This window comes from Anabaena sp. UHCC 0451, from assembly GCF_034931405.1.
Lineage (GTDB): Bacteria > Cyanobacteriota > Cyanobacteriia > Cyanobacteriales > Nostocaceae > RDYJ01.
The window spans coordinates 205,421-217,809 of record NZ_JAYGHA010000005.1 but is presented as its reverse complement, the minus strand read 5'-3'; the positions used below and the strand labels follow the sequence as shown (position 1 = coordinate 217,809).

Below are 12,389 nucleotides of genomic sequence, written 5' to 3'. Positions count from 1 at the left end.
CATCATGGTTTGTCATGATATAGAAAGTTACCAAAATATCATGACTACTGTTCCCTATTTAGCGGATAAGTTAAAGCGTTTTGCTAACAAAGCTAAAATTAGTATCAGTTCACCAGTTAATAATGGTATCCCTTGGGTAATTAGCATAGATAAAGCTTGGCCAGGAGAAGATTTCCCAACAGCTTAGTACCTATAAATTAGGTCTCCAACTTATTAAAAAAAATTGGAGACCTACGCTATCATTATTTAAGATTCCATTTCCGCTAATTCCAACCAGCGTTCTGTCGCTACATCAATCGCTTGTTTTAGTGTTTCTACCTGTTCATAAAGCTTTTGAACTTGAGTATAATTTCCCGCTGCAACGCCAACTAAAGCTTTTTCTGTTGTTGATTTCTCATCCTCTAATTGAGCAATTTTACCTTCTAACTGTTCAAATTCTCGTTTTTCCCAATTAGATAAGCGACGACGTTTTTTAGTTTCCGTTTCTGGAGATGATAATTTTTCCTCAGTGGTATTTTTTGGCTTTTCTTGAGTATTAGCTGCTTCTTGTTGTGCTGCTGCTTCTTCGGCTTTTTTGTAATCTAAATAAACTGAATAATTACCAGGATATTGCCGTAAATTTCCACCTTCTTCTAAAGCAAAAATAGTATCTACAGTTCTATCTAAAAAATATCTATCATGGGAAACTACAATAACAGAACCAGAAAAATCTTCTAAATAATCTTCTAAAACTGCTAATGTCTGCACATCTAAATCGTTAGTCGGTTCATCTAAAATCAAGACATTAGGCGCACTAATCAGTAAGCGTAACAGAAATAAACGCCGTTTTTCTCCTCCAGAAAGTTTATGAATGGGTGCATATTGCTGATTTCCCGGAAATAAAAACCGCTCTAACATTTGAGAAGCAGTAATTTTAGTCCCGTCAGTGATTTTAATAAATTCCCCTTCTTCTTTAATGTAATCAATCACGCGCTGGTCTTCATTTACTGCGGTGAGCAATTCTTCAGAATGTTGGTCAAAATAAGCAATATGAATTGTGCTACCAATTTCTACAGTCCCGGAATCTGGTTGAATCAGTCCGGTGATAATGTTCATTAAAGTAGATTTACCAGCACCATTACCACCAATAATCCCAATTCTGTCTTCGGGACTAAATTCGTAGCTGAAATCATTAATTAAAATTCTATCATCGTAAGCTTTGGTAATGTTATTGAGTTCAATAACTTTTTTACCAATACGTCGGCCAACTGTAGAAATATCAACTTTACCCTGAATTTGTTTAAATTCAGTATCACGCAGTGCATGAGCGCGTTCAATTCTCGCTTTTTGTTTGGTACTTCTAGCTTTTGGTCCGCGTTTTAACCATTCTAATTCTCGTCTTAATACACCTTGATGTTTACGTTGACTACTCACAGCAGATTCTTCTGCTAAGGCTTTCTTTTCTAGATAATAGGAATAATTACCTGTATAGGTGAAAATGTCACCTCTATCAATTTCGATAATTCTATTAGTAACTTTATCTAAAAAATAGCGGTCGTGAGTAATTAAAAACAGTGCGCCACGAAAACGGTTTAAATAACTTTGTAACCATTCCACTGATAAAGCATCAAGATGGTTTGTTGGCTCATCCATTAGCAATACATCGGGTTCTGCTAACAAAGCCGTTGCTAGTGCAATCCGTTTGCGATAACCTCCAGATAGTGTCCCCACTTTTACATCAAAGTCAGCAATTCCTAATTTAGTGAGAATGATTTTAGCGTTGGTTTCTAGTTCCCATGCACCAGTCGCGTCCATTTTTTGCATGACATTAGATAAGCGAGACATTAGCTGACTATCTTCTGGATAATGAGCTAATTTATCAGAAAGTTCTTCATATTCCCGCACTAAATTTGTATGTTCACCACTATCAGCAAATATCTGTTCTAAAACTGTGCGGTTTTCATCTACATTTGGCTGTTGGGGTAAGTAGATAATTTTAGAACCAGAATTGGTTAAAATTTGACCACTGTCAATTGATTCTAGTCCAGCAATCATTTTTAATAAGGTAGATTTGCCAGAACCATTAGTCCCAATTAAACCAACTTTATCGGTGACATCAAGGCTAAAATTGGCATCTTTTAATATTTCTTTGATCCCAAAATCTTTGCTAACTGATTGTAATGTAATAATACTCATAAAATTCTATTCATTATTCATTTGCTAATTAGTCATTGGTCATTGGTCATTAGTTATTAGTTATTAGTCATTAGTTATTAGTCATTAGTCATTAGTCATTAGTAATTGATAATTAGTTATTCTCCCCAATCACCAATCACCAATCACCAATCACCAGTCCCCAATCCCCAATCCCCAATCCCCAATCCCCAATCCCCAGTTCTTTATCATCCAACAAATAAATCAATAGGTAAATGTCCATACATTTCATTTACTCCCCCCTCCTGATAGGATTGACAAGAAACTAATACACCGCGATGATGACCAGGATATGAATCTAAATAACACAGACCATTTTTGCCGTTTAATTTGATGTAAACTGGACCTTCTGGATGGGGTAAATTATCTGGTGCTTGATAACCGAAAGCATGAGAATAGGTTTTCATTGCCAAAATTCCCTCTTCGGCTGTCTCCGCACAAATCCCTAAAATTTGGTAGTCAGAGAGGTTAGTAAGTAAAATTATAGCCTGACGAGTTAAAGCTTTTTCCAATGGCTTAAGAACAGGTGCTATATCTAAGCAGTTGAATTTGTTGAGGATTTTTTTAGCTTCTGCGACTGTGAGATTGGTTTGGTTAGAAGTTGACATATATTTTGTTTATTATTACTCCAGTTTTCGGTGTGTTTGTAAGGTGAGACTTGCTCACCTTAATCATATTTTTGACACATACAGTAGATTTCAGGTAAATGAGCCACAAAATTCAAGAACAAAGCTTTATGTTAAGAGACTTTCAATCTTCCTGTTCCCTGCTGTATCAAGATTGGTTTGACATTTTCCCCAGGTTGAAAATGAAGGGTATGCTACCTTGAGAACCTTCACCCATAACTAGCACATTTGGCATTTGTGCGCCACCTGTTTTCCAAGCTTCAATTGCCTCTTTTTGTAAAACCAATTGTCCTCCTTGAGCTTTGAGAGTTTCTGCTAATAGTCTTTGGGCTTCGGCTTTACCTTTAGCGCGGTTAATGTCAGCTTGAGCTTCTTGTTCTGCTTCTCTGGCTATATAGACGGCTCTTTGCGCTCGCTGTTCCGCAATTTGTTTTTCTTCAACTGCTCGCGCAAATTCTGGGGAAAAGGTGAGATCAACTACGCTCGTATCTAATACGATTATTCCATATTTATCTAAGCGTTCACCTAATGCTGTATCAAAATCTTCTTTTAATTCAGTTCTTTTAGTAATGGCTTCTTCAACTGTGCGTTTTGCTGCTGCTATTTTAAATGCTTCTTGAGTTTGAGGTGCAATGATTTTCGAGACAATATTTTCTAGTGTACCTTGTTTTCTTCTGACTTGAACTACTTGTGTAGGATCAAGGCGAAAGTTAATCGCAAATCTAGCAGTGAGATTTTGCAAATCTTTGGTAGAACTTTCTGCGGGAACTTCAAATTTCTGTACCGTTAAATCATACACATCTATCACTGAGACAAATGGGGGTTTAAAGTGGATACCTTCTGTTAAAGCACCATCTCTAGCTTTACCCAGAATACTAATCACTCCTGCTTGGCCGGGGGTCATAATGACGAAGGAATTCAATCCCAGAATTACTAAGATTGCCGCTATTATTCCTATAATTGAAGTTTGCAAATTTGCAAATTGCTGATTTTTCAAAATTATATCTCCTTGGATAATGATTCTTGAGTAAAATAACACAAATTCAGTTAAGTGGAGCTAATAGTTAGCCAGTCTTTAGATTTTTAATGACAAATTGGCTCAAATACCGGATAATCTCTGATTATCAACTTGGTTGTTTAAAATACACTGCTACTCATATAATTCTACTCTTAATCAGCAATCAGGACTCATAAACCTAATTTGTGGTAATATTGGCTGCACGCAACTGTAAACGGCTGTGGTTAAAGGAATCAAATCTCACAAGGCATCAAGAAGGCGTAGGCATTCTGTACATCCTCTCCAACGTCTGCTTGACTATGGACATGAATATAGTCAGCAAATTTGGCTGGCCACTGGGGCTTCTATCCTCAATAAAGTTTTTGATCTAGCACCACCAGCATTAATTGGTATAGCGGTGGATGTGGTTGTCAAACAACAGGATTCTATCATTGCTCAGTTAGGTGTTAAAGATATTACTTGGCAATTTGTAATTTTATCATTTCTCACAGTTGTTACTTGGATATTAGAATCATTTTTTGAATATCGCTATAAATTACTGTGGCGTAATTTGGGGCAGAATGTTCAGCATAATTTAAGACTAGACGCATACAAACATCTACAGGATTTGGAATTAGCTTATTTTGAAGAACGTAGTACGGGTGGTTTAATGTCTATCCTCAGTGATGATGTGAACCAATTAGAGCGTTTTTTAGATGTGGGCGCAAATGATATCATTCAAGTGATTACAACTATTGTAATTATTGGCAGCACATTTTTTATTTTAGCTCCTAGTGTGGCCTGGATGGCAATGTTGCCTATGCCTTTGATCCTGGTGGGTTCTATAGCTTTTCAGAAATTACTTGCACCTCGCTATGCTGATGTCCGGGAAAAAGTAGGTTTGCTTAATGGCAGGTTGTCTAATAATCTGAGTGGAATTACTACTATTAAAAGTTTCACTTCTGAAGATTATGAAGCAGCGCGTGTAGAAGCTGAAAGTGATGCTTATCGCCAAAGTAATACTAAAGCAATTGCTTTTTCTGCTGCTTATATTCCCATTATTCGCATTCTCATTTTGGCCGCTTTTACAGTATTATTAATTTTCGGAGGCATGGAAGCCGTTGCTGGCAGATTAGCTGTAGGTGCTTATAGTTCACTGGTATTTTTAGTCCAGCTTTTACTTTGGCCTTTAACTAGATTAGGCGATACTTTTGATTTATATCAAAGGGCGATGGCTTCTAGTAATCGGGTGATGGATTTATTAGATACTCCCATTGATATTCATACAGGAAATATTAATTTACCTGTGGATTTGGTGCGGGGAATTGTAGAATTTCAAAATGTGACTTTTGCTTATAAAGATAGACCACCAATTATTAAACATCTATCCTTAGAAATACCAGCAGGAAATACAATTGCTATTGTTGGTTCTACAGGTTCTGGTAAAAGCACTTTAGTAAAACTTTTGCTGAGGTTTTATGAAGTACAGCACGGCAAAATAACTGTAGATGGTGTGAATTTAGAAAGTTTAAATTTACGTGATTTACGCCGTTCTATTGGTTTGGTAAGTCAGGATGTATTTTTATTTCATGGTACGGTGGCTGAAAATATCTCCTATGGGACATTTGACGCTTCAGATGAAGATATCATCATGGCGGCAAAAGTAGCAGAAGCTGATGATTTTATTATGCGGTTGCCCCAAACTTATGAGACAATTGTGGGAGAAAGAGGGCAAAAGTTATCTGGTGGACAGAAACAAAGGATTGCGATCGCTCGCGCAGTGTTGAAAAATCCACCAATTCTGATCTTGGATGAAGCAACATCCGCAGTGGATAATGAAACAGAAGCCGCTATTCAGCGTTCTCTAGAAAGGATTACAGTGAATCGGACTACAATAGCGATCGCTCACCGTCTTTCCACTATCCGCAACGCTGATTGTATTTATGTCATGGAACATGGACAACTAATAGAATCAGGAACCCACGAACAACTATTAGAGAAAGACGGCGTTTACGCTAGTCTCTGGCGTGTACAATCAGGGTTAAGATAGAAAATCTGAAATTACCATTTACCAAATATTTGTTATGTTTAGTAGTATCCAAACAGACATAGGTGATCACAAGTGGCGACGGCTTTTAGATCGATTTGTTAAAGAAAATCAACAGGAGTTAGCCGCTTTATTCTGGGGATTATGGCTAGAAAATGGTAATAGTCAGGGTACTATTGGCATTGATTTACAACCACAGCCTCATTTTGTTTACTGTCCCCAATCTCAAATACAACAATTAAATGACCGCGTAGAAAACCGACTGCAAGAAATTATCGGCATTATTGACAATAATAAACCAGAAATAGAAGTTATCATGATTGGTATCGGTAAAGGTGAAATTAAATTAATTCAATTTGCACCTGAACCAGCACCACAGATTTGTTTTGAACAAGTTGGTAAAGATGTGGATAGTTTATTAGAATTATTGGAACAAAAGATGAGTGAAAAATCATTTTTTAATCAGAATTAAACAACAAAATCATAAACAATATAATTGGAGAAAATAATGACTAAGAAAAATCTTTCTGACTTATTGCAAGAAGAAGCTCAAAAGTTTACCCCTGATCAAGGTGAATCAGTGATTGAAGTCACTGCGGAAAAAGTAGTTGAAACAAATATTTCTTCCTCAGCAGAAACCGGAGTTCAGGCTAATTTAGAATTCACTATTAAAGAGTTGCAGGAAACTTTAAAAAAATCACGGCATCAAGTAGTTTCCCTCCAGCAAGAAATTTCTGAGTTACAAACTACTTTATCTGAACAGAAATCCTTAGCAGAAAGCTTAACTAAGGAACTTTATGAAACCAAGAAAACTGCACTACAATTAGCAGAATCTAACTCGAAAATGATAGAAGAAATTAATGAAATAAAAAAGGAATCAAGCAACAAACCTGTGCATGAAATTTCCAAGTCTTTATCCATTAATCCCAAAAAATCCTACAGATTACCTGAAAGGTTACAAGAAAAACCCAACCAAGCTAATGATGATTTTGCCGATAAAACTTGGTTGTACGATTAGGATCTAATCTCGCAATTTAACTGTAATTTCTAAGAGGATGTTTGAAAAGGGCAAGTTATTCTGATTTGCACAAAAGTATTCGCAGACCATACAGGCTTGTGTCAAGTAAAGTAGAGTTTTAAGCGTTAGTGGGGGGATGTCATCCCCTTTTTTTTGCCAGATTGAAAATATTTACTGCTACATTCACATCAAGTCGCAACCTGGGTGTCGCTAACTAAGGTTAATCAACAGTGACTAGCCCTCCTGCCCAATTCCCCGCGTCAAAGTTATAGTTATACAACAACATTGATCACAGTTGGATTTTTGTAGCCACCGGAAGTGGGAAAATCAAAAAGGCCAAAAAGTAGAGTTAGAGAGGAAAACCTTATAATATGCATCTGAGTGAAATCACCCATCCTAACCAGTTGCACGGTTTGTCTATTCGGCAGTTACAGCAAATAGCCCGTCAAATTCGAGATAAGCACCTACAAACCATTGCAGCAACTGGAGGGCATTTGGGTCCAGGTTTGGGAGTTGTAGAATTGACTCTAGGACTTTACCAGACATTAGACTTAGATCGGGATAAAGTTATTTGGGACGTGGGACATCAAGCTTATCCCCACAAATTAATCACTGGTCGTTACAATGACTTCCACACTCTCAGACAAAAAGATGGTGTTGCTGGTTATCTCAAACGCTGCGAAAACAAGTTTGACCACTTTGGTGCAGGACACGCTTCCACCAGTATCTCAGCCGCATTAGGTATGGCTTTAGCCCGCGACTTAAAAGGGGAAAAATTTAAAGCTGTAGCTGTCATTGGCGATGGTGCTTTAACTGGAGGTATGGCCTTAGAAGCCATCAACCACGCAGGACATTTACCCAAAACTAACCTGCTGGTAGTTCTCAATGACAACGAAATGTCAATCTCTCCCAACGTCGGCGCTATTCCCCGTTACCTCAACAAAATGCGTCTGAGTCCACCAGTACAGTTTCTCTCAGATAATTTTGAAGAACAGTTCAAGCATATTCCCTTTGTGGGTGAGTCCTTTTCACCTGAACTCGAACGCATCAAAGAAGGAATGAAGCGTTTAGCCGTTCCCAAAGTGGGTGCAGTCTTTGAAGAACTTGGTTTTACCTACATGGGTCCAGTTGATGGCCATAACCTAGAAGAACTTATTGCCACCTTCCAACAAGCACATCAAATTACTGGTCCAGTGTTGGTTCACGTAGCCACCGTCAAGGGTAAAGGCTATGAAATGGCTGAAAAAGACCAAGTAGGCTATCATGCCCAAAACCCCTTTAATTTGACCACTGGTAAGGCTATTCCTTCCAGCAAACCTAAACCTCCTGCTTACGCCAAAGTCTTTTCTCACACCTTAGTTAAACTGGCGGAACAAAATCCGAAAATTGTCGGCATTACCGCCGCGATGGCCACAGGTACAGGTTTAGATAAACTCCAAGCTAAACTACCTAATCAATATATTGATGTGGGTATTGCTGAACAACACGCTGTCACTGTGGCTGCTGGTTTAGCTTGTGAAGGGATGCGTCCCGTGGCGGCAATTTATTCCACCTTCTTACAACGTGCCTACGACCAAATTATCCATGATGTCTGCATTCAAAATCTGCCCGTCTTCTTCTGTTTAGATAGGGCTGGTATTGTTGGTGCTGATGGTCCAACTCACCAAGGGATGTATGATATCGCCTATCTACGTTGTATTCCCAATATGGTGGTAATGGCTCCCAAGGATGAAGCGGAACTACAACGGATGGTAGTTACAGGTATTGAATATACTGATGGACCTATTTCCATGCGTTTCCCCCGTGGTAATGGTCACGGTGTCCCTTTGATGGAAGAAGGATGGGAACCTTTGGAAATCGGTAAAGGAGAAATTCTGCGTCAAGGCGATGATGTGTTAATTCTTGGCTATGGCACAATGGTTTACCCAGGTATGCAAGCCGCAGAAATTCTCAGCGAACATGGCATTGAAGCAACTGTCATTAATGCTCGGTTTGTTAAGCCTTTAGATACGGATTTAATCTTACCTTTAGCCAAACAAATCGGCCGGGTTGTGACTTTGGAAGAAGGTTGTTTAATGGGTGGCTTTGGTTCTGCTGTAGCTGAGGCTTTACTTGATGCTAATGTTGTTGTACCTGTGAAGCGGATTGGTGTTCCTGATATTTTAGTAGATCATGCTACACCTGATCAATCTAAGGCTAATTTAGGTTTAACCAGTCAGCAAATTGCAGAAACAGTATTACAAGCTTTCTTTCAGAAACAAGCTGCTGCTTTGATTTAGTCAACTCTCGTTCCCATGCGCTGCATGGGAATTTGAGTAAATGTAGCGTCTACTTCAATCATACAAAAGGATGACCTGTCCTGTGTTCCCTATTCCCTGTTCCCTGTTCCCTATTCCCTTTTCCCTTTAATATGTTTCCCAGTTAACGGTAATTTATCTTTATGGATACAACATTAAATTTCATCAAAGTTTCGCCAAAAACAGAGCAAACACCAGCCGCCTTAATCGTCACGTTACACGGTTGGGGTGCAAATGCTCAAGATGTGGCCTCTTTGTTGCCTTATCTCAACTTACCTGATTATGAATTTTTGTTGCCCAATGCACCTTATCCATATCCCCATTCTTCGACCGGTAGGGCGTGGTATGACTTGCGGGATGAAAGTATGTATCAAGGATTGGTAGAAAGTCGCCAATTGTTAATTGATTGGTTGCAATCTTTAGAAGCTAATACAGGTGTTCCTTTATCGCGGACTATTTTGAGTGGGTTTTCTCAAGGTGGTGCTATGACTTTGGATGTAGGATTAAGCTTACCCCTGGCTGGTTTAGTTGTCATGAGTGGGTATTTACATCCTGGGGTAGCTGCCCTCAATAAAGGTAATTTTCCACCGACATTAATTATGCACGGTAGACAGGATGAAGTTGTACCATTGTCGGCTGCTATCAAGGCCAGAGATGTGGCACAAGCATTAGGAGTGGCAGTAAATTACCATGAATTTGACATGGGACATGAAATTAATTTAGAAATGTTAGAGGTGCTAAGAAATTTTGTTGTCAACGTAATTGGTGAGACTAAGTTATAAATTTTTTACAATTTAGAACATAAATCAGCAAAATATTTACAAATTTGATGTCCACTAATGAGTAATATAGATTTGGTGGAATATTCTAGCGCAACTCCACCCCAGGCTGAATCCGAATGCTGCAAAAGGGAGGGGCAAGCATTATGACAACTCTAAGCATTTCCAGGAAAGAAATTGCTGCCATGACAGCAACAGATGTACAAGATTTGGCTACCCGTCTGGAATTGGATAATTATAGCAATGCTTTTGAGGGTTTAAATGATTGGCATTTACTGCGAGCAATCGCTTTTCAGCGTCCCGAGTTAGTTGAGCCTTATATCCACCTTTTAGATTTAGAAGCCTACGACGAAGCATAGAAATTTTAGATTTTAGATTTTAGATTTTAGATTTTAGATTTTAGATTGGGTTTGACGGTCTAAAATCAAAGTTAATCGGAATTTAGACTGACAATGCCATCATCTGCAAATCCAAAATCTAAAATCCCCAATCCCAAATCTAGGCGCGTTGTTGTTGGTGTAGGTGGCGGTATCGCGGCCTACAAAATCTGTGAATTGGTTTCTAGTTTGTTTAAATCTGGGGTAGAAATACGAGTTGTTCTCACTAATTCTGCCCAAGAATTTATCACACCTTTGACTTTAGCAACTTTATCCCGCCATCAAGCTTATACCGATGATGATTTTTGGCAACCAATTTATTCCCGTCCATTACACATTGAGTTAGGTGAATGGGCTGATTTAATTGTGATTGCGCCTTTAACTGCTAATACTTTAGCTAAGTTAGCTTATGGGATAGCAGATAGTTTACTGACAAATACTGTTTTAGCCTCTACTTGTCCTGTATTGTTAGCACCTGCAATGAATACAGATATGTGGGAACAAGTAGCAGTACAGCGAAATTGGCAGCTATTATTGACAGATACTAGATTTTATGGTATGGGTACAGCATCGGGTTTATTAGCGTGCGATCGCATTGGTGCTGGTAGAATGGCAGAACCCGCAGAAATATTTGTTTATATTCAATCTTTATTACACACCCAAGGAATCAGAGATTTAGCCGGAAAACAGGTTTTAATAAGTGCTGGGGGAACGCGAGAATATTTAGACCCCGTGCGATTTATTGGCAATCCCTCAACTGGTAAAATGGGTTTAGCATTGGCACAGGCTGCACTGCACAGGGGCGCAAAGGTAATATTAGTCCATTGTCCGGCGAGTTGGGATGTACCTTTGGGAGTAGAAGCAATTCCCGTAATTAGTGCAGACCGAATGCAGCAGGTCATGTTAGAGCGTTTACCGAGTGCAGATATAATTATCATGTCAGCCGCAGTTGCAGACGTAAAGCCTAGAGATTATAGTACCGAAAAATTGCCCAAGCGATCGCTCCCCGAAAATCTTCCTCTAGCAGCAGTACCGGATATTGTCGCTGAAATCGGAAATCGTAAACAACCGCATCAATATTTAATTGGTTTTGCCGCACAAACTGGGGATATTATTACTCCTGCAAAAGAGAAATTGCAAAGAAAGAAATTAGATGCAATTGTAGCGAATCCTATTGATAAAGTTAATAGTGGTTTTGGCAGTGATAATAATCAAGCGGTGTTTTTAGATAGGTCAGGAAGAGAGGTAGAAATTCCGCCTTGTTCTAAGTTGGAAATGGCGCATTATTTATTTGATTTTGTTGTTTAATGGAATAAAATTCAATCGTTCTTGCTTCAACTAAGGAATTAATTACTTAAATAAATTTCTACGTTTCGAGTGTTCCATGTAGCAATCCCAATGCCAAAAAAATCTTGATCTTCCGTCCATATTGGACAATTTAAAGACAGAGAAAGAGCAACTATTGTCCAGTCTTTTATATCTCTTTCTTGTATTCGCCGTTTAGCATCATACTCATATTCACTATAAATTTCATCAGCTATTGGTATGACTACCTTTGTTAGTTTCTCAATAGCATTTAAAAATGGATCTAAAGGAAGATCCCGTTTTTGTAAAATTTTGGGTAAATGCTCATTTAACTCATCATAGCAGGAAGCGGGAGTAACAAAACTACAGTTATAATTGTATTTATCTAATAAATTGGGAACACGTTCTGCTAATATTGCTCGAATCAGAATATTAGTATCCAGAACAATTAACTTTCTCATCGTTATATTGTAATTTCTCTAGCATTCTGGAAATCGGCAAATAATTCATCTTCATTAATACCTCTTGTTTCCAGCAATTGTTGGATTTTTTGTACTGCTTCTTGTAAAGCCATTGAATCTTGTTTCTGAGGAGTAGGTTGTGTTGGTATATAGTAACCTATTGGCACTCCATGAGAAGTAATTGCAATTGGTTCAGATGTTTGTTGTGTGTATTTATGTAAATTGGCACGAAATTCTTTGATTCCTACAGATTGGATGTCCATAATAGTGAATTGATAAATTGTGTACA

12 protein-coding genes and 1 pseudogene are annotated in these 12,389 nt (G+C 38.3%); 8 read left to right on the top strand and 5 right to left on the bottom strand.

Annotation, left to right across the window (positions count from 1 at the left end):
* Nucleotides 1–187: pseudogene (locus tag VB694_RS05870) on the top strand (hypothetical protein); the annotation flags it as partial.
* A gap of 59 nt (nucleotides 188–246) precedes the next feature.
* Here VB694_RS05870 and VB694_RS05865 read toward each other — a convergent pair.
* The 3 genes from VB694_RS05865 to VB694_RS05855 all read right to left on the bottom strand — a co-directional run bounded on the left by VB694_RS05865 (nucleotide 247) and on the right by VB694_RS05855 (nucleotide 3,816).
* Nucleotides 247–2,175 (bottom strand): ABC-F family ATP-binding cassette domain-containing protein, encoded by a 1,929-nt coding sequence (locus tag VB694_RS05865; protein ID WP_323359366.1) that lies wholly within the window; start codon nucleotides 2,173–2,175, stop codon nucleotides 247–249.
* Between the two features lie 206 nt (nucleotides 2,176–2,381).
* A complete protein-coding gene (locus VB694_RS05860) occupies nucleotides 2,382–2,801 on the bottom strand; it encodes a DUF1824 family protein (protein ID WP_323359365.1) in 420 nt (139 codons plus the stop codon).
* Nucleotides 2,802–2,967: 166 nt separating this feature from the next.
* The gene (locus VB694_RS05855) at nucleotides 2,968–3,816 is read right to left on the bottom strand and encodes a prohibitin family protein (protein ID WP_323359364.1); all 849 of its coding nucleotides are present in this window, start codon (nucleotides 3,814–3,816) and stop codon (nucleotides 2,968–2,970) included.
* A gap of 241 nt (nucleotides 3,817–4,057) precedes the next feature.
* Here VB694_RS05855 and VB694_RS05850 point away from each other — a divergent pair, with 241 nt between their 5' ends.
* From VB694_RS05850 to coaBC, 7 genes are all read left to right on the top strand, one after another.
* Nucleotides 4,058–5,866, top strand: a complete 1,809-nt coding sequence (locus tag VB694_RS05850; protein WP_323359363.1) for an ABC transporter ATP-binding protein — start codon at nucleotides 4,058–4,060, stop codon at nucleotides 5,864–5,866.
* A gap of 34 nt (nucleotides 5,867–5,900) precedes the next feature.
* Nucleotides 5,901–6,335 carry a hypothetical protein gene (locus tag VB694_RS05845; RefSeq protein WP_323359362.1) on the top strand — a complete coding sequence of 145 codons (435 nt, stop codon included), beginning with the start codon at nucleotides 5,901–5,903 and terminating at the stop codon, nucleotides 6,333–6,335.
* 36 nt (nucleotides 6,336–6,371) lie between these two features.
* Nucleotides 6,372–6,881 (top strand): hypothetical protein, encoded by a 510-nt coding sequence (locus VB694_RS05840; protein WP_323359361.1) that lies wholly within the window; start codon nucleotides 6,372–6,374, stop codon nucleotides 6,879–6,881.
* Between the two features lie 371 nt (nucleotides 6,882–7,252).
* A complete protein-coding gene (gene dxs / locus VB694_RS05835; RefSeq protein ID WP_323359360.1) occupies nucleotides 7,253–9,160 on the top strand; it encodes a 1-deoxy-D-xylulose-5-phosphate synthase in 1,908 nt (635 codons plus the stop codon).
* Between the two features lie 161 nt (nucleotides 9,161–9,321).
* Nucleotides 9,322–9,960 carry an alpha/beta hydrolase gene (locus VB694_RS05830; RefSeq protein ID WP_323359359.1) on the top strand — a complete coding sequence of 213 codons (639 nt, stop codon included), beginning with the start codon at nucleotides 9,322–9,324 and terminating at the stop codon, nucleotides 9,958–9,960.
* 143 nt (nucleotides 9,961–10,103) lie between these two features.
* Nucleotides 10,104–10,316 carry a DUF2555 domain-containing protein gene (locus VB694_RS05825; protein WP_323359358.1) on the top strand — a complete coding sequence of 71 codons (213 nt, stop codon included), beginning with the start codon at nucleotides 10,104–10,106 and terminating at the stop codon, nucleotides 10,314–10,316.
* A gap of 93 nt (nucleotides 10,317–10,409) precedes the next feature.
* Nucleotides 10,410–11,642: a bifunctional phosphopantothenoylcysteine decarboxylase/phosphopantothenate--cysteine ligase CoaBC gene (coaBC, locus tag VB694_RS05820; protein WP_323359357.1), complete on the top strand. Its 1,233-nt coding sequence runs from the start codon at nucleotides 10,410–10,412 to the stop codon at nucleotides 11,640–11,642.
* A gap of 38 nt (nucleotides 11,643–11,680) precedes the next feature.
* On the opposite strand, the gene VB694_RS05815 is transcribed toward coaBC, so the two are convergent.
* Nucleotides 11,681–12,100, bottom strand: a complete 420-nt coding sequence (locus VB694_RS05815) for a PIN domain-containing protein (RefSeq protein ID WP_323359356.1) — start codon at nucleotides 12,098–12,100, stop codon at nucleotides 11,681–11,683.
* Between the two features lie 2 nt (nucleotides 12,101–12,102).
* Complete coding sequence (locus VB694_RS05810; protein ID WP_323359355.1) at nucleotides 12,103–12,363, bottom strand: prevent-host-death family protein; 261 nt, start codon at nucleotides 12,361–12,363, stop codon at nucleotides 12,103–12,105.
* Between the last annotated feature and the right edge of the window lie 26 nt (nucleotides 12,364–12,389).

What these genes read in the sequence shown, in the direction of transcription:
- VB694_RS05865 (WP_323359366.1), bottom strand. Translation starts at nt 2,175, where the DNA reads ATGAGTATTATTACATTACAATCAGTTAGCAAAGATTTTGGGATCAAA.
- VB694_RS05860 (WP_323359365.1), bottom strand. Translation starts at nt 2,801, where the DNA reads ATGTCAACTTCTAACCAAACCAATCTCACAGTCGCAGAAGCTAAAAAA.
- VB694_RS05845 (WP_323359362.1), top strand. Translation starts at nt 5,901, where the DNA reads ATGTTTAGTAGTATCCAAACAGACATAGGTGATCACAAGTGGCGACGG.
- VB694_RS05840 (WP_323359361.1), top strand. Translation starts at nt 6,372, where the DNA reads ATGACTAAGAAAAATCTTTCTGACTTATTGCAAGAAGAAGCTCAAAAG.
- dxs (WP_323359360.1), top strand. Translation starts at nt 7,253, where the DNA reads ATGCATCTGAGTGAAATCACCCATCCTAACCAGTTGCACGGTTTGTCT.
- VB694_RS05830 (WP_323359359.1), top strand. Translation starts at nt 9,322, where the DNA reads ATGGATACAACATTAAATTTCATCAAAGTTTCGCCAAAAACAGAGCAA.
- VB694_RS05825 (WP_323359358.1), top strand. Translation starts at nt 10,104, where the DNA reads ATGACAACTCTAAGCATTTCCAGGAAAGAAATTGCTGCCATGACAGCA.
- coaBC (WP_323359357.1), top strand. Translation starts at nt 10,410, where the DNA reads ATGCCATCATCTGCAAATCCAAAATCTAAAATCCCCAATCCCAAATCT.
- VB694_RS05815 (WP_323359356.1), bottom strand. Translation starts at nt 12,100, where the DNA reads ATGAGAAAGTTAATTGTTCTGGATACTAATATTCTGATTCGAGCAATA.
- VB694_RS05810 (WP_323359355.1), bottom strand. Translation starts at nt 12,363, where the DNA reads ATGGACATCCAATCTGTAGGAATCAAAGAATTTCGTGCCAATTTACAT.